19 protein-coding genes are annotated in these 18,809 nt (G+C 43.1%); 3 read left to right on the top strand and 16 right to left on the bottom strand.

Annotated elements, in window-relative coordinates; genetic code table 11:
- Positions 1 to 2: 2 nt before the first annotated feature.
- From ACQKMP_RS28755 to pdhA, 3 genes are all read right to left on the bottom strand, one after another.
- Positions 3 to 1,655 (bottom strand): 2-oxo acid dehydrogenase subunit E2, encoded by a 1,653-nt coding sequence (locus ACQKMP_RS28755; RefSeq protein ID WP_427472273.1) that lies wholly within the window; start codon positions 1,653 to 1,655, stop codon positions 3 to 5.
- Positions 1,656 to 1,766: 111 nt separating this feature from the next.
- On the bottom strand, positions 1,767 to 2,744 hold the full coding sequence (locus tag ACQKMP_RS28750) for an alpha-ketoacid dehydrogenase subunit beta (protein WP_042188810.1): 978 nt from the start codon (positions 2,742 to 2,744) through the stop codon (positions 1,767 to 1,769).
- 15 nt (positions 2,745 to 2,759) lie between these two features.
- A complete protein-coding gene (gene pdhA / locus ACQKMP_RS28745; protein WP_042188812.1) occupies positions 2,760 to 3,827 on the bottom strand; it encodes a pyruvate dehydrogenase (acetyl-transferring) E1 component subunit alpha in 1,068 nt (355 codons plus the stop codon).
- Positions 3,828 to 4,092: 265 nt separating this feature from the next.
- Here pdhA and ACQKMP_RS28740 point away from each other — a divergent pair, with 265 nt between their 5' ends.
- Positions 4,093 to 4,824 (top strand): alpha/beta hydrolase, encoded by a 732-nt coding sequence (locus ACQKMP_RS28740; protein WP_042188815.1) that lies wholly within the window; start codon positions 4,093 to 4,095, stop codon positions 4,822 to 4,824.
- Between the two features lie 136 nt (positions 4,825 to 4,960).
- On the opposite strand, the gene ACQKMP_RS28735 is transcribed toward ACQKMP_RS28740, so the two are convergent.
- Complete coding sequence (locus tag ACQKMP_RS28735) at positions 4,961 to 5,425, bottom strand: low molecular weight protein-tyrosine-phosphatase (protein WP_427472351.1); 465 nt, start codon at positions 5,423 to 5,425, stop codon at positions 4,961 to 4,963.
- A gap of 162 nt (positions 5,426 to 5,587) precedes the next feature.
- On the opposite strand from ACQKMP_RS28735, the gene ACQKMP_RS28730 reads away from it, so the two are divergent.
- On the top strand, positions 5,588 to 6,229 hold the full coding sequence (locus tag ACQKMP_RS28730) for a thiamine diphosphokinase (protein ID WP_339241592.1): 642 nt from the start codon (positions 5,588 to 5,590) through the stop codon (positions 6,227 to 6,229).
- A gap of 326 nt (positions 6,230 to 6,555) precedes the next feature.
- Positions 6,556 to 7,056 carry a C40 family peptidase gene (locus ACQKMP_RS28725; RefSeq protein ID WP_339241593.1) on the top strand — a complete coding sequence of 167 codons (501 nt, stop codon included), beginning with the start codon at positions 6,556 to 6,558 and terminating at the stop codon, positions 7,054 to 7,056.
- Between the two features lie 41 nt (positions 7,057 to 7,097).
- Here the strand turns inward: ACQKMP_RS28725 and ACQKMP_RS28720 are convergent, their stop codons facing one another.
- The 12 genes from ACQKMP_RS28720 to rnz form a co-directional block, all read right to left on the bottom strand.
- On the bottom strand, positions 7,098 to 7,991 hold the full coding sequence (locus tag ACQKMP_RS28720) for a response regulator transcription factor (RefSeq protein ID WP_339241594.1): 894 nt from the start codon (positions 7,989 to 7,991) through the stop codon (positions 7,098 to 7,100).
- Positions 7,936 to 8,976: a ThiF family adenylyltransferase gene (locus ACQKMP_RS28715; RefSeq protein ID WP_339241597.1), complete on the bottom strand. Its 1,041-nt coding sequence runs from the start codon at positions 8,974 to 8,976 to the stop codon at positions 7,936 to 7,938. Before ACQKMP_RS28715 ends, ACQKMP_RS28720 begins: the two co-directional genes overlap by 56 nt.
- 72 nt (positions 8,977 to 9,048) lie before the next feature.
- Entirely contained in the window at positions 9,049 to 10,602 is a 1,554-nt protein-coding gene (locus ACQKMP_RS28710; RefSeq protein ID WP_427472269.1) for an ABC-F family ATP-binding cassette domain-containing protein, read from the bottom strand.
- Between the two features lie 336 nt (positions 10,603 to 10,938).
- Positions 10,939 to 12,438 (bottom strand): serine/threonine protein kinase, encoded by a 1,500-nt coding sequence (locus tag ACQKMP_RS28705; RefSeq protein ID WP_427472267.1) that lies wholly within the window; start codon positions 12,436 to 12,438, stop codon positions 10,939 to 10,941.
- Positions 12,439 to 12,557: 119 nt separating this feature from the next.
- The gene (locus ACQKMP_RS28700; RefSeq protein ID WP_427472265.1) at positions 12,558 to 13,625 is read right to left on the bottom strand and encodes an SAM-dependent methyltransferase; all 1,068 of its coding nucleotides are present in this window, start codon (positions 13,623 to 13,625) and stop codon (positions 12,558 to 12,560) included.
- The gene (locus tag ACQKMP_RS28695; protein ID WP_427472349.1) at positions 13,622 to 14,404 is read right to left on the bottom strand and encodes an ABC transporter ATP-binding protein; all 783 of its coding nucleotides are present in this window, start codon (positions 14,402 to 14,404) and stop codon (positions 13,622 to 13,624) included. Before ACQKMP_RS28695 ends, ACQKMP_RS28700 begins: the two co-directional genes overlap by 4 nt.
- Positions 14,404 to 14,727, bottom strand: a complete 324-nt coding sequence (locus tag ACQKMP_RS28690; RefSeq protein ID WP_427472264.1) for a thioredoxin family protein — start codon at positions 14,725 to 14,727, stop codon at positions 14,404 to 14,406. Before ACQKMP_RS28690 ends, ACQKMP_RS28695 begins: the two co-directional genes overlap by 1 nt.
- The gene (locus tag ACQKMP_RS28685) at positions 14,724 to 15,068 is read right to left on the bottom strand and encodes a cyclic-phosphate processing receiver domain-containing protein (protein WP_427472262.1); all 345 of its coding nucleotides are present in this window, start codon (positions 15,066 to 15,068) and stop codon (positions 14,724 to 14,726) included. Before ACQKMP_RS28685 ends, ACQKMP_RS28690 begins: the two co-directional genes overlap by 4 nt.
- Before the next feature lie 2 nt (positions 15,069 to 15,070).
- A complete protein-coding gene (locus ACQKMP_RS28680; protein WP_427472347.1) occupies positions 15,071 to 15,994 on the bottom strand; it encodes a deoxyribonuclease IV in 924 nt (307 codons plus the stop codon).
- Complete coding sequence (locus ACQKMP_RS28675) at positions 15,918 to 16,733, bottom strand: Fpg/Nei family DNA glycosylase (protein ID WP_341124961.1); 816 nt, start codon at positions 16,731 to 16,733, stop codon at positions 15,918 to 15,920. Before ACQKMP_RS28675 ends, ACQKMP_RS28680 begins: the two co-directional genes overlap by 77 nt.
- A 46-nt stretch (positions 16,734 to 16,779) precedes the next feature.
- Positions 16,780 to 17,568 (bottom strand): HAD-IIA family hydrolase, encoded by a 789-nt coding sequence (locus tag ACQKMP_RS28670; RefSeq protein WP_427472260.1) that lies wholly within the window; start codon positions 17,566 to 17,568, stop codon positions 16,780 to 16,782.
- 283 nt (positions 17,569 to 17,851) lie between these two features.
- Entirely contained in the window at positions 17,852 to 18,799 is a 948-nt protein-coding gene (gene rnz, locus ACQKMP_RS28665) for a ribonuclease Z (RefSeq protein WP_340970177.1), read from the bottom strand.
- Positions 18,800 to 18,809 lie beyond the last annotated feature (10 nt).

Here is an 18,809-nt window from a genome sequence, read left to right as displayed (position 1 = left end):
AATTATACCTCCATAACCAGCAGCTCAGGATTATTGAGCAGCGATTTAATGTAGTTCATAAAGTTTTGAGCAGTCGCACCATCGATAATACGGTGGTCAAAGCTGAGTGACAACGCCATTACAGGAGCAACTACGATTTCACCATTCTTAACTACTGCTTTTTCACTGATACGGCCAGTTCCGAGGATAGCCACTTCAGGGAAGTTAATGATTGGAGTAAAGAACATACCGCCAGCAGAACCAATGTTACTGATGGAGATCGTGCTGCCCTTCATTTCGTTAGCAGACAATTTACCGTCACGACCACGAACTGCAAGGTCAGTGATGCTGCTAGCGATCATCCAGATGCTCTTACGGTCAGCATCTTTGATAACTGGAACGATCAAGCCGTTTGGTGTATCAGTAGCGATACCGATGTTGTAGTATTTCTTGTAAACAATCTCGCCTGCTTCTTCATCAATCATAGCGTTAAGCGCTGGGAATTGACGGGAAGCTGCAACCAATGCTTTAACAATGAACGGAAGGTAAGTAACCTTAACGCCTTTTTTCTCAGCGATTGGTTTCATACGTGTACGGAATGCTACCAGTTCAGTAACATCTACTTCGTCCATAATTGTAACGTGAGGTGCAGTGTAAGCCGATTTAACCATTGCATTGGCGATCGCTTTACGAATGCCCTTGTAAGGTACACGTTCTTCTTCAAGACTAACATTACCGCTCGCTGCTGCAGATGTTGCTTTAGCTTCAGTTTTAGCAGCCTTAGGAGCTTCAGAAGCTGCCGCTGCAGGTGTTGCCGCTGCCGCAGGTGCTGAACCACCTTTCAAGAATGCTTCAACGTCTTCACGAGTGATTTTGCCGCCTTTTCCAGTTCCGTTCACTTTAGAGATATCCACTTTTTGCTCACGAGCAAATTTACGAACGCTTGGTGTAGCCAACACATCACGGTCAGGCGCAGGTGCTGCACTAACAGATCCACCTTGTTTAGCATCAGATGGGCTAGTTGCTGCAGGGGAAGAAGTGGTATTTGCACTTCCTTTTGCTGCATCTGCTTCTGCGGAAGCATGACCTGCTTGTTCAGGAACGTCACCTTCTGCAGCAATGATAGCTACAACATCGCCAACACGGCATACTTGACCATCTTTAGTCAGAACTTCCAACACAGTACCGTTCACTGGACAAGGAACTTCAACTACTGCCTTGTCATTTTGAACTTCCATGATGATATCATCATCGGTTACTTTGTCACCGGCTTTGATATGCATTTTGATGATTTCACCTTCATGCAGACCTTCACCCAGTTCTGGGAACCGATATTCAAAGTTCGCTGATTTAGCATTCGTAGGAGCTGGTGCAGCAGGTGCAGGTGCAGCTGGAGCTTCTTCAGCAGCATGACCTTCTTGCTCAGGCACGTCGCCCTCAGCTTCGATAATAGCTACAACTTCGCCAACACGGCAAACTTGGCCATCTTTAGTCAAAACTTCCAACACGGTACCGTTCACTGGACAAGGCACCTCAACTACCGCCTTATCATTTTGAACTTCCATTACGATATCATCATCCGTTACCTTGTCACCGGCTTTGATATGCATTTTGATGATTTCACCTTCATGCAAACCTTCACCTAGTTCAGGGAATCGGTATTCAAACTTTGCCACTTTGAAAACCTCCTTGTGAAATTGGGACTGACCTTATGGTTAGAATTCAGAAGAAGAAACGACGTTGTCATCCATAAAGGATGACAACCGTTTCTCATAGAAAAAAATATTTTAGAAATCCAAAACTTTCTTCACGCCTGCAATAATACGCGCAGGGTTTGGAAGCCATGTATCTTCAATTTGTGCGAATGGATATACTGTGTCCGGACCTGCGATCCGAAGAACAGGTGCTTCCAAGTGCAGCAATGCTTTTTCGTTAATTTGTGCAATAACCTCAGCAGCAACACCGGAGCTCTTTTGAGCTTCTTGTACTACGATAGCACGGTTAGTCTTCTTCACAGACGCTACAATAGTGTCGATGTCGATTGGACTTACAGTACGAAGGTCAATAATTTCAACGTTAATGCCTTCTTTTTCGAGTTGCTCGGCTGCTTTGGTAGCTGTATGTACCATCAGCCCGTAAGTAATGATAGATACATCAGCACCTTCACGTACTACGTTAGCTTTGCCAAGTTCAACAGTGTATTCACCTTCTGGCACTTCAGCACGGAATGCATGGTAAAGGTTCAAATGCTCCATGAAGAATACAGGGTCATTGTCGCGGATAGACGCGATAAGAAGTCCCTTAGCATCATATGGGTTTGAAGGAATTACTACTTTAATACCCGGGCTTTGTGCAATCAAACCTTCGAGTGAATCCGTATGAAGCTCAGCAGCCTTAACTCCGCCACCAAAAGGAGTACGGAATACGATTGGAGCATTATATTTACCCCCAGAACGCCAGCGCAGACGTGCCGCTTGAACAACGATCTGATCAAGTGCTTCAAAGATAAAACCAACGAATTGAATTTCTGCAATTGGGCGGAAGCCTTGTACACCAAGACCAAATGCCAGACCACCGATAGCGGACTCAGCTAGTGGAGTATCAAAAATACGATCTTCGCCAAATTCCTTTTGCAGCCCTTCCGTTACACGGAAAACGCCACCTACATTACCAACATCCTCTCCGAAGATAAGAACGTTAGGGTCACGATTCAGTTCAACGCGCATCGCGTCGCGGATCGCTTCTTTCATATTCATTTGTGCCATTGCCTGATATCCCCCTTATTCAAAATCGGCTTTTTGCTCTTCCAGATGTTTAGGTGTTACTTCGAACATGCTGTCGATCAAGCCAGGTATAGTCATTTTTTCGGTTTGTTCAGCTTTTTTAATCTGCTCGTTAACAGTAGCTTTCGCTTCGTCTTTCACGCGCAGCGTATCTTCTTCAGTCCAAAGACCTTTCTTCTCCAAATACTTGGCAAGACGGTTGATTGGATCCTTTTCGCTCCATTGTCCTTCTTCTTCTTTCGAACGATATTTACTTGCATCGTCAGAAAGGGAGTGTGGACGGAAACGGTAAGTTACAGCTTCGATCAATGTAGCACCTTCGCCATTACGTGCACGCTCAGCAGCGTCACGAACAGCACTGATTACTGCAAAGATGTCCATGCCGTCAACTTTAATTCCCGGAATACCAGCTGCAACCGCTTTGTGAGCGATCGATTTGGAAGCTGTTTGTTTTGCGAATGGAGTCGTAATCGCGTAACCGTTGTTTTGAACAAAGAAGATAACAGGCAGTTTAAAGCGACCAGCAAAGTTCAAGCCTTCATAGAAGTCGCCTTCAGAAGAACCGCCATCACCAGTGTAAGTAATTGCAACACTCTTTTGTTTCTTCAATTTAAAGCCCATTGCAATTCCTGTAGCGTGCAGGATTTGCGCGCCGATGATAATTTGTGGCATCAATACATTAACGCCATCAGGAATAGCTCCACCATGTTGGTGTCCACGGGAATATAAGAATGCTTGGTACAATGGAAGTCCGTGCCATACTAGCTGCGGAATATCACGGTAGCCTGGGCATAAGAAGTCTTCTTTCTCCAAAGCGTACTCGCTACCAATCATAGTAGCTTCTTGACCGGATACCGGTGCGTAGAAACCAAGACGGCCTTGACGACCAAGATTTACTGCACGATCATCCCAAGTACGGGTAAATACCATACGATACATAATTTCTTTCAGTTGATCGTCGGTTAAATCAGGCATTTTATCCTTGTTGATAATTTCTCCATCCGGGGAAAGTACCGTTAGAGCCTCGACGTCCTCTGTATACACTTCATAAGGAACTTTACTCATTATCTTCACCTCAATAAAAAAATTTGAATATCAGCTGCCTCTGTTATAATATTATTATACACCTGTTTGGTTACTTTCGTCAAAGAAATACTTATAAAATTTATATTCCTTTAAATTTTGTATGTATAACAGGTGATTTATTTTTATATAACAGTTTAAAGCTTTTGGAACAAGTAAATGATTAATCACACAGTTACTCAGCTATTCATTTTAGAGCAAACCGTTGTGTATTGCAAAATTCGACAAGAAAGGTGACGTGGCAACTATGAGCGATTCTGTTTTTCTGAAACGCACAATTGTAAAAGAAACGCTTTGGAGTAAACATCTGCAGGAGGAACGTAAATTACGCATCTATCTTCCTCCCGGCTACAACGAAGTCTTGAGCTACCCAGTGGTGTACTGCCAAGACGGCGAAGAGTTCTTTAACTTTGGCCGTATCGCTACACTCGCTGGACGTCTTATTATAGAAGAAGACGTGGAGCCCTTCATCATTGTTGGTGTCGAAGTAGACGTCGCTGTTCGGACTCAAGAATACGCTCCTTTTGGAAGCAGATTCAAGCAGTACTTATCTTGCTTTTCCGAAGAGATTATTCCCTTCATTGAACAAAAATATCCTGTGCGCCGTACTCCGGACGAACGAATCTTAGCAGGCGACTCCCTTGGGGGCAGTGTATCGCTCCACCTTGCACTTGCTTATCCTGCGATCTTCACACGTATCATCAGCCTTTCCGGTGCATTCTATCCTGAATCCCGCGACATGCTGGCTAAAGAAGAGGATCTCTCCTGGCTCAACATTAATATGGTCGTTGGTCTGCAGGAAACAGAATACAAAACGGATACTGGCATTTATGATTTTGTTCAGATGAATCGAGAAACAAAAACATTGCTTGAATCACGCGGAGCAACCGTATCCTACCGAGAGAAAGACGGACTTCATCTCTGGGGCTTCTGGCAGAAAGAGCTACCAGAATCTCTACTCTATTTCTTAAACGCATAATGACCTATTGATAGTAGTAAATAGTGAACATCTAAAGAACAGTATGTAGATTACTTGATTGCGCTTACAGTTAAATCCAGCAATTTCCCTCGATTTACCATATGAATCATACAGAGAGAGCTGTAATCTGAATGGGTTACAGCTTTTCTCTTATCATTCTTTCCAGCAATATGTCACAGCCCGCGTGGATCAAATCATATACCTGTTCAAAATTACCTGTAAAATACGGATCCGGCACTTCGCGCAGCTCCTCCTCAGGCAATAAGTCCATGAAGAACATTAGCTCGGCGTCTTTCCCGCCAGGAATCTTTCGAACATTCTCTCCATTAGACTTGTCCATGCAGACGATATAGTCAAATTTTTGAAAATCTTCACTGTCGACTAGCCGTGCTAACATGTTCTCATAGCTAATGTCGTTCTGATCAAGGATACGTCTTGTTCCTTCATGCGGCTCTTTTCCTATATGCCAATCTCCAGTTCCCGCTGAATCTACAAGAATCTTATCAGATAGTTCTCGTTCATTAATCTTATGCCGCAGAACAGCCTCCGCCATTGGTGATCGACAAATATTACCCAGACATACAAACAGTACGCTTACGATTTCGTTCACCTCCCAGTTGTTAAACCTAAATATATGTGAATTTATACTCAAAAGATCGCACACTCTCATTTTAGCGTTGTCGAGGTCAATTGTGCAACCTTTCGATCTGCATTATACTGGACAGGATACTCAACAAGAGGTTTAAGAGGAGGAATGGATGTTATGTCATCCAAACGAGTCGTAATTTTTGCAGGTGGAGAACTGTCTCCAGAATATTTCAACCTATTAGATGAAGATGATTTTATTATCGGTGCGGATCAGGGAGCGCTATTTCTCATTTCTCACGGATATACACCAGATATAGCAGTAGGTGATTTTGATTCCGTTTCGCCTGAAGCACTTCAAGATATTGAAAACAAAAGTAAGAAGACTATCACCTGTGATGCCGTGAATAAAGATTTGACAGATAGCGAGATGGCGCTAGATATTGCAATGGATCAGCAACCCGATTCTATTCTACTATTAGGTGTTACGGGTACTCGTATTGACCACTCCCTGGCTAGCATTCAAATGATGACAAGAGCCCTACAACGTCAAATCAACTGCCACGTCATGGACACTCATAACTATATAACCCTTACAGGATCCCAGGCTGTTATCAACGATTTAGGCTATACCTACGTTTCTTTACTGCCTTTAACCCCAGAAGTATCGGGTATTACCTTAGACGGATTTCAATATCCATTGACGGACGCTACACTAAAGCTTGGACAATCACTTGGTGTGAGTAACAAACTGGTTTCATCCTCAGGGACGGTTACCATTCGAAGTGGATTGTTGCTGATCATTCAGAGTAAAGACTAGATACATACGGATCATTTTCAACTTAAAAATGCTACTATTTTATAGTTTAGAAACATCATTGTAACTTTTATCTCAAATTCGAAAAAGCCGTGAAAACTCTTTTGTACCAAGGGTTTTCCGGATTTTTTAAGATAATATTACATCAAATTATTAATTTTTTGTAACTTTTAATGAATTTTTAATAAAACGCTTACAACCCATACCCAGCCTCACTTTATTGCACCTCTTCCAATTTTTATGTCATAGATAACCTGCTATACTACGAATCAGGCAAGCAAGACAGACAAACACAACAACAAAGACTAACACCTTGGAGGTAATACAACATGAATAAACAACAATGGATTAAAAAAGCGATTGTTATAGGAATGGTTACTACAATGGGCTTGGGTACAATGATGGCAACAGGCGTAGGCGCAACGAAAGTTGAAGCAGCTTCCGTATCTAAAGGTCAAAGCGTAGTGAATCTCGGGAAAAAATATATGGGAGTGCCTTACAAATTCGGTGCATCCACTTCTACTACTAAAGTTTTTGACTGCTCTTCTTTTACAAAATACATCTTTAAACAATATAATGTAACATTGCCTCGTACATCCGTAGATCAATCTAAAGTAGGGAAAGCAGTATCGAAAGCTGACCTTCGTGTAGGTGATCTAGTATTTTTCTCGAGCGGTAGCAGAGCAAACGGTAAAAATGTAACTCACGTTGCTGTTTATGCTGGCAATGGCAAAATTCTGCACACTTACGGTAAACCAGGTGTTACGATTTCCGATCTTAACTCCGGTAATTGGAAAAAAACATATTTAAAGGCTCGCCGCGTACTGTAACAACGACTCTGTAGAGTTCTAACTATAATAGAGAAATAGTCTCAGGATGTGGTGCCGCCTTCGGGCGCCCTCATTACATATCCTGTTCCGCGAACGGTGTGAATCAACTTGTTCCGGTGACCTTTATCCATTTTCAAACGGATATGTCTGATGTAAACATCTACAACATTGGTATCTGCGTGAAATTGGTAACCCCATACTTCCTTAAGTATCTCGATGCGAGAGCATATCATTCCTTGGTTCGCAGCGAGATAATACAATAGATCAAATTCTTTGGGTGTCATTTTTAACTCGATCCCGTCGCGACTTACAAACCTGCGGCTGGGATCGAGCATTAAACCATCGACTCGCAGTATTTGATTTAAATTTCGACGCCGTCCAGTAAGGGTTAACAAATTTAGAATTCTGTGTTTGAATTCACCGGTATGTAAAGGCTTTGTCATATATTCATTACCCCCGGCTGAGAACGCCGAAACTGCCCCAGTTCCAGATTCAGATTGTTCACCGGAAATCACCATTACCGGTAGAATCATCCCCTCAGCTCTTACAGCGGAAATTATGTCCCAGCCTTCCCAAGTCCCCACCTCGCATAACTCAGCAAGCAGCAGTACCGGTTCTATTTTTGATATGGATAAGCGGAGATCCTCGGGATCTTCGCTTTTTGTTGCTTCAAGTCCAATATCTTGTAGCACACTTTCTATAACGGTTCGATCTTCTTCTCTACTACTGCTATCAGCCATATACCATATTATTTGCTCAATCACAAAGTTCCCCCATATCCATATGACTTGCACCAGCATCACTGCGGTACGTATAGAATTCCCGGAAAACAAAAAGACCATTCCTAAGAAATGGCCTGAACACCTATTTACAGCTTCTTTATCCAAAATATCGATGATAAAAGCTCCGAGCAGCAGCAATATCTTTTGTTCCATGAATCAACGCTCTACCATCAGCAAAAATTACTAACCGATAAGGCCCTTCTATAAAAGAAACCAGATAAGAGTTGCTGTCCACGCTTCCGCTTCCTAAACGAGACAAACGGTCCGCAGTTTCCTGCAAGTTAAGCTTCTGTGGTCTCGCAGGGCGAATTTGTACTGTATCCCTTCCACAAAGAACATCGCCTCGTTCGGTATTCGCTGCCATTAGATAGGGATAGATCGGATGACTCCCACAAGAAGGGCAGTTTTTCTTTTTGGCAGCTTTCACTCCAATTTCATGGTATTCATTCCGCCACACATCAAACGTTAACAGTTTGTTTCTTAATTGTTCTTTACGCTTACCTAGTAGTTTCAGCGCCTCTGCCGTTGCATTTGCCGTAACTAGTTGTACTGCTTGCGGAAGTATACCTGCGGTATCACAAGTATCACCTCCTAGCGGTACTGTACCTAGAAGACAATGGAGACATGGAGTTTCTCCTGGCAAAATCGTATAGGTTATTCCATAACTCCCTACACATGCACCATAGATCCAAGGAATACCGTGCTTTTGCGCCATATCATTAATAATGAGCCGAGTATCAAAATTGTCTGTACCATCCATGATCAGATCAACCCCTGAAACAAGACCTTCCAACTCTTCGGCACGAACATCTATAACATAGGCTTCAATAACGACCTCAGAATTAATCTGTTGAAGTCTGCGCTGCGCAGCAGCAGCCTTAGGCATACGTTCAATAGCATCTACCTCAGTATAGAGCTGTTGCCTCTGAAGGTTACTCCACTCTACATAATCACGGTCAGCTAAAATAATTTTGCCTACCCCGCAGCGTACCAGCGTCTCTGCAATCCCTGTACCAAGCGCACCTGCTCCCACTACTAAAACACTAGACTGCGCGAGCCTTTCTTGTCCCTCTGCTCCAAATGGCGCAAATCGCACCTGACGAGAATAACGATCTTCACGACCATCTGTATGAATCATTCGGTTTCCCTCCCCGTATCCAAAAACCGGAGAACAGCAGATCGTCTGCTATTCCCCGGGAGTATGAAGATTCTATACTTGTACTACTGACCACTGTTCAACATCCCAAATTTTCGTAACCCAGTCTTCATAGAAATCAGGTTCATGGGAGACGAGCAGGACTGTGCCTTTATATTCTTGTAATGCCCGCTTCAGCTCTGCCTTGGCAATAACATCAAGGTGATTGGTAGGTTCATCGAACAGAACCCAGTTGCTCTCACGCATCAACAGCTTACATAGACGGACCTTAGCTTGTTCGCCACCACTCAGCATGCTAAGCGGTCTGGTAATATGCTCATTTTTCAGACCACATCGAGCTAGATGTCCACGCACTTCATTCTGAGTTAGACTAGAAAATTCATTCCAGACATCCTCAATAGGTGTAAGATTAGCTGCTTTCACTTCTTGTTGGAAATACGCTGAGTTCAGATAATCTCCTAGATAGGTTTTACCGCTATACGTAGGAATCACGCCAAGAATAGTCTTCAGTAGCGTCGATTTACCGACACCATTGCAACCAGTTATAGCGATCTTCTCTCCACGTTCAATGGTCATGTTCAGCATAGGAAGCAACGGACGGTCGTAACCAATCTCGAAATCAATGCCTTCGAAGACTGTTTTCCCGCTGGCCCGACTTTCTTTAAACTTAAAGGTAGGTTTTGCAGCTTCTTCTGGTCGATCAATTCGATCCATACGATCCAGCTGTTTCTCACGGCTCTTCGCCCGGCCAGATGTGGAGGCACGAGCTTTGTTACGCTGAATGAAATCCTCTTGTTTCTTAATAAAATCCTGTTGTTTCTCATAAGCATCTATGTGTTGGATCTTATTCATCTCGGCCATATTCAGGAATTTCTCGTAGTTCGCAGTGTATCGAGTAAGTTTACCGAACTCCAGGTGATAGACCACATTTACGACTTTATTCATGAATTCCGTATCATGAGAGATCAATATAAATGCATATGGATATTGCTTCAAATAGTTAGTTAACCAGTCGATATGCTCAACATCCAAATAGTTGGTAGGCTCATCCAGCAATAGCACATTCGGTTTCTCAAGCAGAAGCTTCGCGAGCAGAACCTTTGTGCGCTGACCCCCACTTAGTGAAGCGACATCACGGTCAAGTCCAATAACGGAAAGACCAAGACCATTTGCCATTTCCTCCACTTTTACATCAATAAGATAAAAATCTCCGATGTCCAGCTGTTCCTGAATGTCCCCCATTTGCTCGAGTAACATCTCTAACTCTTCAGGAGAAGCGTCGCCCATCTTTTCAGTTATAGTTAGCATTTCCTGTTCCAGCTCTAAAAGTGGCAAGAAAGCGTCCTTCAATACATCACGTATGGTTTTCCCTGGCGTTAAGATCGTATGCTGATCCAAGTAACCGTAACGGACGCGAGGCGTCCACTCTACTTTTCCACTATCCTTCAACAGTTTTCCAGTCAAAATATTCATAAGCGTCGATTTTCCTACGCCATTTGCTCCTACGATTCCTACATGCTCACCCGGTAACAACCGGAAAGAAACATTTTTAAACAACGTCCGATCCCCAAAATTGTGGGAAACGTCTTCTACACTAAGTAAACTCATAAATTCTCCGCAAGCTCCTGTCTATACTTAAATAATGCGTAATAAGAAGAAACGACGTTGTCATCTTTTAAAGACGACAACCGTTTCTCGTAAAAATATAAGGATAAAGTATAGTGTGAAGCTTATACTTTCTTATATTTCAAGCAGAAACGTCTTCAGCGTCCCTATAGGACGGTAAGCGTTCATGCAAGAAATATAAAGGTAAAGTATAGTGTAAAACTTATACTTTCTTATATTTTTCAAAACACGTATAAATATATATTTTAACACACTTTAATGCAACACTGAACTAAAAGTTAGTTGAGTGAAAAGAGGAAGCATAGAGAACCGCTTTATTCAGCCTTTCTTTTGAAAAAAACTACGGCTTTTCCCCTTACTGGGTACATCTAATACTCCCTCAAACATTTCATTGATCTCTTCTACCAACTTCCCCTTAGGCTTGAATGGATCTTGCTGAAAAGGTAGTCCATAAATCTTATCTGTACCTATAGCGGTCTGCAACAGTTGTACAGTTGAGCTTTCTGCGAGTGGTAACCCCACCCTCCAATTCGTTTCAGGCTGTAACCTTTTACGCCTAAGCCACACTAGTAAATCTTCGAGTCGCCAATCTGCACCAGAAGTAATTAGAATCGGCATATCGCTATATTTGAACTCATCAAGCGCCCCTTCATATTCCCCAACGCCAAGATCCAACACTACAAATTGATAATCCCCTCTCAGCAAATCAGCCATTTTTCCGTGAATAGGACGTTTCCAATAATGCACCCCTTTCCATGAAAAAGCAGATATCTCATCCTTGGATGCAACAGTTGTAATCTGTGTATGTAACATGCTGCGAATGCGTTCATAAACCGATGAATCAGGAGAAAAATCAACCCATGCAGTTGCCCCCTTCTGTGCAAGTAAGCTACTCACTGCGAATGAAGTATGTGTTGTTCCAAGACCTGAAGCAACTCCGAGTATGGCAATGACCATCGCTTTTCTCTTTTCTAGAGAATGTGGGACTGAAATAGTAAAATCATTTACTCTAACCATTTCGGACTCCATACGAATTAGCGTCTTTAGAACTGCTTCCGCATTCTGATAACGCTCTTCCGGGTGATGTCGTAATAAGCGTCTTATGATTGGAATAATGCCAGCTGGCATATGGTTATATAGCCGATCCTCCATCCCAGACTCCCATTGACTACATTGCCCTCCAGTTGCCATAAAGAGAATTAATGCACCTAATCCATATAAATCGGATACCGGCTGACTCTGCCCACTTCCATATTGCTCAGGTGCCGCGAATCCAACCGTACCAAGCTTAACCGTATCTTCAGAGATACCGTGTTTGTAGCTTCGTGCGATCCCAAAGTCAATTAACATCAGTTCTTTTTGCAGTGTCAACATGATATTTGAAGGCTTTAGATCACGATAGATAATCGGTGGTTGATGACTATGCAGATATTGAAGGACTTCTAAAAGCTGTTTAGCCGCCTGAATGATGAAGTCACTTGGCAAAGGTCCGGGATTATCCTTCATTAGCTGACTCAAGCTCACACCTTCAATATAGTCCATGATTAAATAGGAATACCCTTCTCGATCTGGAAGATAGAAATCGACAATACGCGGCAATCGTGGGTGGTCTAGTGTAATTAACATATCGGCTTCCGCTTGGATGTCAGAATGCAGCTCATCTAAGCATAAGCTTTCTTTTACAGCCCATCGTTTACCCTTTAGACGCAAATCTTCCGCAAGATAAACATTACTCATCCCACCTGAACCAATATGGCCCGTAATTCTGTATCTGTCATCAATAACCTGTCCAATCTTAAGTTTCGTCTCAAAATACAAACTTACTCCCCCTTTTCGCAAAAAAAAAAGAGAAAGCTTCCGCCATTAACGTTCTTACCGCAAAATACGGTCACGTTAATAACGGGATGCTTTCCCTTAGAAAATTAAAATTTGTTTGATTAGTATTTAATCATATAAAGTGTAATTTCATCACGATTATGGAATAGCTGCTTTGCACGCTGAATCTGCATGCGCTCCCCTTCAAACATCGCAATAATTTCTTTGATCATCGCAAGTGGTTTCTTATGCATCAGTTTTACGGTCACAATGGCCGTCCCACCCGGTGACAGACTGTGGAGTAACCCGGTTACTAGCTTCGCCATCAGCTTAGGACTCCAGCTCATATCGCACACGAGCAGATCAAATTCATTGTCCCGGAATTTTACTTCTCCTGCGTTTTTACGAAGGATTTTCAAGCCCGGATAATTACGAAGGGACTCATGCATTAACGCAGGGTCAACCGCAGTAACCTTCATTCCACGTTCCAGTAAGAAAGAAGTCCACCCACCTGGAGAAGCACCAATATCTAACGCATTACGGAAGCTGTAAAAAGGAATATCAAACTCCTTCTCGGCTTCCATTAGTTTGAACTTAGCACGTGAGATTTGTCCATCTTCCTTACGGAAACGGATGGCACCGCCATTCCAGCTAGATAAATTAGCTTCTGGTCTGGACACACCTGCATATAAGGCATTCCCGTCTGCGTAGACTGAAATAACCCAAGCTGGATCTTGCACAGTAAATTCTGCGCCTAAGCTCTGCAATTGCTCTTGGAGCCATTCACGAAGTTCTCCTGGACTGTCCTGCCAGAAGGAAGGATCACCTTTACGAACATTTAGGGATACCTTTTCACCCTCAAGCTCAGTGTGGCGACTTAAATACACCGCCAAACTCTGTAGAGCTTCCATGGTTCCTTCATCCTGAAACTGAACAGGCTGTATATGACGCAGGAAAATGGGAAGATTCTGTGTGAGTAGGCGCGTTACTTCCTCTGGTTCAGATTGCAATGTAGCCAGAAAGATTTCTCCTGGTAGTAACAAGGTACTCTTCACAGCACCGAATAAACGGCGAAGCTCTTCTTGCGCATATGGCGCAAATCCGTGATTAGCTGTACAAATATATCGGGAATACACTTCTTCTTCCGGAGCAATGTTCTGCTCTTCGGTATCTTGTCTTAAATCGTTCAAATCGTTTTGCCTCCAGGTCTAATTTTAATCCAGGGACGACCGCTATCCCATTCAACATCAACAGGAATATCATAAGTGGCCAAGATCATTTCTTTCGTTAATACTTCTTCTTTCGGTCCAGATCCAGCTAACTTACCCTCACGGATTAATGCAACATGCGTGAAAAGCGGGACAATTTCTTCCACATGGTGAGTTACGTATACTACAGAAACATTACGCTGTCTCAGCTTGTCTATTTCAGACAGCATTTTTTCCCTTTCATACAGATCAAGGCCGGCACATGGCTCGTCCATAATTAATAGCTTAGGGTCAGCCATAAGACATCTTGCCAGCATAGCTTTTTTACGTTCCCCCTGTGACAAGGTCCCAAAAGGATGAAATGCCATATTGCCTAGATTCATATCTTCCAGCATGCTGATTGCTTTCTCTTTTACTTCGGAGGGGATCGTCTCGTAGAAACGCAAATAAGCGTAAGCACCTGTTGCTACGACCTCCCACACCGGATCTTCTAATGACATCTTTTCCATCAAGGAAGGCCCGATATAGCCAATTTCTTTACGAACCTCACGTATATCACATTGTCCATATTTATAACCCAGCACTTCTACAGTCCCTTTGCTAGGAAACAAATAACCAGTCATCATCTCTAAAATTGTGGTTTTACCGGAGCCATTCCGTCCCAAAATGACCCAGTTCTCACCTTCTTTAACTTCTAGCGACACATCGTCCAAGATTAAGTTTTCTTCCCTGCGGAGAGATAAATGTTGTAATGAAATGATTATGATATAACACTCCTTATGTATTCCAGTACTCGCTCAACTGAAACCATGGAATAATAAACTTTCGGATCATCTTCCCGTTCTACAGAAGCTACAAGTAGTGCAGGAACGCTCGTAATACGATATTGTTGTACCAAATTCGGCAGCATGTTCACATTGCCTGCAACCATTTGAAGTTCAGCAGGCAATAGATGAGCCGCCACCTCTAACATCCGTTCAGCAGCCTTACAAGTACCGCACAGTGGAGTGTGTAAGAATACTACAAGCGGTTCTCCTGAACTCTTGAGCGCCTCCAGTAATTCCACTTCATTCATTACCTTCATTTCAAGTCCGTCTCCTCGGCGATATCGCGAAGCTTATCAGAACTCAGGGGACCATTTACCAAAAGCATCCCCTCAGGTTTAGCAGTATATAAGATCTCATACATTTCTTTTCGCCCCCACAGACTGGAAGTGTGCAAATAGATTTCTCGGGGGAACAGTCCTTCCAGTACGATCCGTCTGGCAACTTCTCCACCCGAATAATCACCCGGCCCCATATCGTAATCCAGTGATAAAACATCCACCTCGCACTCACGCAGCATTAGAAGACATTCTTCCGTCGAACGAGCCAGAGCGAACCCTTTAGGTACCTTTCGAAGATCATCCATATAGATATGAATCACAATTACGCCTCCGCTTCAAACCAACCACGCACAGTAGCAATTTCTTTTCGGTGACTGCCATCCGCACCCTTCTCCGTTTCCATGACAACAGCTGAGCTTCGTAAAAGCTTGGAGGACAATAAGCTTTTCAGCCCCTGCTCTCCAATATGTCCTTGTCCGATTCCAGCATGTCTGTCGCGTCTTGAGTCGAAAGGAAACTTAGAATCATTTAAATGAACAGCAACAAGATGTGGCCAAAATCCAAGTCGCTCTCCTCGTTCAAGGAAGTCTTCCGTTCGCTCAGGGTTCCAGATACCAGCTGCGTAAGCGTGACAGGTGTCCAAACAAAATCCTATTTTCTCCGAAAATTGGCTAAGCTCTCGAACTTTCACGAGTTCTTCAAGTGTAATTCCTTCATTTCCATGGTTGCCCGCTTGATTCTCTATAAGCAGCTTAGTACGTCCATCCCAGGACTGAAGCACCTCATTCATACATTGTATAATATTTTGATAGCCTTGTAACGGCTCCATTCCACCAAAATGTCCAAAATGAACAACGATGCCTAATGAACCACAAGCTTCTGCAATCTCTAGATCATTTAAGAGAGAGGATACATAAACCTTTCGCGGAGTAACATCATCTACACCAGCCGCCATGTTAATCCCATAGGGTGTGTGAGCAATCGAAGCAATCCCTTTGTCTTGGCAAAAGAGCGCACAATCCCTCGTATCTCGTACATCTACCTGTTTAAGTTTTAAACTACGCGGATTTTTAGGGAAATATTGAAAACATGTTGCACCGCTCTCCCAAGCGAATCGGGCAGCTCTCCCATATCCGCCACGAATGCTGACATGAGCCCCTATTTGAAGACTATTGGTCATGCTGACAGTCTGGGCAATAAAACACTTTGCGTCCAGACAGCTCTGTTTTGATAATTGTTCCCCCATCACGAAGACAAGACTCGCCTTCACGATCATACACTTTACATTGATTATTATATGAACCTGTAACAGTATCCCCAGTCATAAACGGCATTTCCATGTACCCACCAATTTCAGTGGCCTCAGTCAGTACTTTTTGGATGCTCTCATAAAGACGGGCTATAGATTCAGTTGTTAAATTCTGTACTAGTGCAGAAGGTAAAAGCCTAGCTTCAAAAGCAATCTCATCGGCGTAGCAATTCCCGACTCCAGCCATCACATGCTGATTTACTAACAGGCTTTTGAGCGCACCTCGCCGTCCCTTTAATAATCCTGTGAATCGTTCCAGCGTCATTCGACGATCCAGCAACTCAGGTCCAAGTTTACCCATTGTGGCTTCGCTTTCCTTAACCGACAGCAAATGTAAATACCCTAAGCGAAGTCCTATGAAGTAAAGGGTATGATCTCCAAATGCAATTTCGACTTGTGTGTTACGATCCGGCCGTTCTTCCTCCGTGCCATAAAAAAGTATTCCACCAAGCATCAAATGTAAAAGTAGTCTTCGTCCATCATGAAGATGAAACAAAATATACTTGGCACGCCGCTCAACAAAAACAACACGCGCACCGATCAATGCATTTCTAAAAGCTTCTGTTTCCATATTAATTGATTTTTCTCTGTTCACGATTACATCAGATATTGGCACATTTATAATATGCTGACTAAGCAGCTTTCTATAATTCTCCATTTCCGGCAATTCCGGCATAGCTCATCGTCCCTTCTAGGTTGGTGAAGTAATAAGATCCTAGCTATTATACACCGAGAAACGTTTTAAGTTCAGTTAAATCGGCACAAATTTCATCCGGTGAGATTCCGGTAAGGTTTTTATAGTGGTCAAGATTTTCTGCATTGGTTAATCCGGTAAATACAAGAACTGTACGACAGCCCGCATTTACTCCAGCTGCTATATCTGTACGCATATTATCACCGACAACCACTGCATGTTCAGGCTCTATACCAAGAAGATCTGTCGCAAATTTGATTAAATGGGATTCCGGCTTGCCAATCACTACCGGACTCACTCCACTAGCAGCCTCGATGGCTGCTCCGATCGTACCTGCGCCTGGCATAATGCCATCATCTGATGGCAGCATTAAGTCCGGGTTAGTGAGTACAAACTTTGCTCCTCCCAGAATCCAGCGCGAAGCTTGCGAGAGCGACGTATAGTTGAAGGAGCGATCGATGCCTTGCAGTACATAATCGGGAGAGTCTGTGACGATGCGGAGCCCAGCTTCGGTACAAGCCACACGCAAACCCTCTTCTCCAAGTATCGCCACTGCAGCCCCAGGTGATTCCTCAGCTATGTAACGTGCGGCCGCCATTGATGAGGTACATACCTCCTCAGCTTTCGCATCTATTCCCATTCCACATAAATGTGCAGCCACATTAGCCGCTGTACGCGATGAATTGTTGGTAACAAATAAAAAAGGAATGCCCGCTTCACGCAGACCTTTAATCAGTAAATCAGCACCAGGAATCATTTTATGCCCATGGTATAACGTACCATCTAAGTCAATCAATAATCCTTTAATCTGTTCCATTATAAATCCCTCTATTTCCATAAAAAATTAATTAATGTGATAAATTAATAATGGTATTAATAAACATTCAACCTAAGCCCAGCTTGGATTTAGAATGATTAATAATACTTTTTGTTTGGTGGTATTGTCCGTTTATTTTCGGCAAGATTTCCAGCCATTCGTACCTCTTTCACGCTGTAATTACTTTAAATCTAACACACTTCGTCGAATGAAATCGAACGAGAGACTCTTCCAGCATTTTTTAGCATAGCACTGTCATTTCCTGCGCTTTCCCGGAAAATAATCATTTCCCCAATTGCCCGTTTTGTCTTCGATAAATTGGATATGTGCCGAATTCCTCCGCTAATAATGTCTCTGGAAAAATGAGCTCAGCTTCTTCCAGCAAAGGAATCAACTCTTCAGACGAACTGTAACGAGAGCTGAAATGAGTCAACAATAGTTGGCCTGCATTGGCTTCCTTTGCTAGTTCTGCAGCTTGACGTGCTGTACTGTGATGGTATTGATACGCCATTTCTGCCAGATCATGAGCAAAGGTTGCTTCATGAACGATAAGGTCTGCATGAAGTGAGAGTTCTAAAGCTCCTGAACAAGGTCTTGTGTCTCCCAAGATCGTAACAATACGCCCTCTTTTAGGTTCTCTAACAACATCAGCAGCGCAGATACGAACACCGTCATCCGTTATAACATCTTCACCTTTTTTTAATTTTCCATATAACGGTCCAGGCTTTAAGCCATAACTCTTTAGTAATTCCGTATTGAGGCTCCCGGGACTATCCTTTTCCGTTACCCGGTAACCATAGCTATCAATACGATGCTCTAATAATGCTGCCTCCACTTTAAAACCATCATCCTCAAATACCGTTCCTCCTGTATGCTCGACAATCTCAATCTTGTATGGAATTCGGGATTGGCTCACAGCTAAGGATATATCTAAGTATCCCTTCAATCCAGGGGGACCATAAACCGTTAAAGGAGATGTCCCTCCCTGATAACCACGACTAGATAATAAACCTGGAAGACCAAATAGATGATCTCCGTGTAAATGTGTAATAAATAGCTTTTCCAGCTTCCCTAGGCGAATCGGTGAGCGAAGAACCTGATGCTGAGTACCTTCCCCGCAATCGAACATCCAAATGCTACGGCGTTCTTCCAGAAGTCTTAATGCAATCGACGTTACATTGCGTTGTATAGTTGGTACCCCTGCATTCGTACCTAAAAAATATAATTCCATCCCTCTTCCT

Origin of the sequence: Paenibacillus sp. NPDC101420, from assembly GCF_050277435.1 — a bacterium.
Classification (GTDB): Bacteria; Bacillota; Bacilli; order Paenibacillales; family Paenibacillaceae; genus Paenibacillus_AQ.
This window is presented reverse-complemented; position numbering and strand designations above follow the sequence as displayed.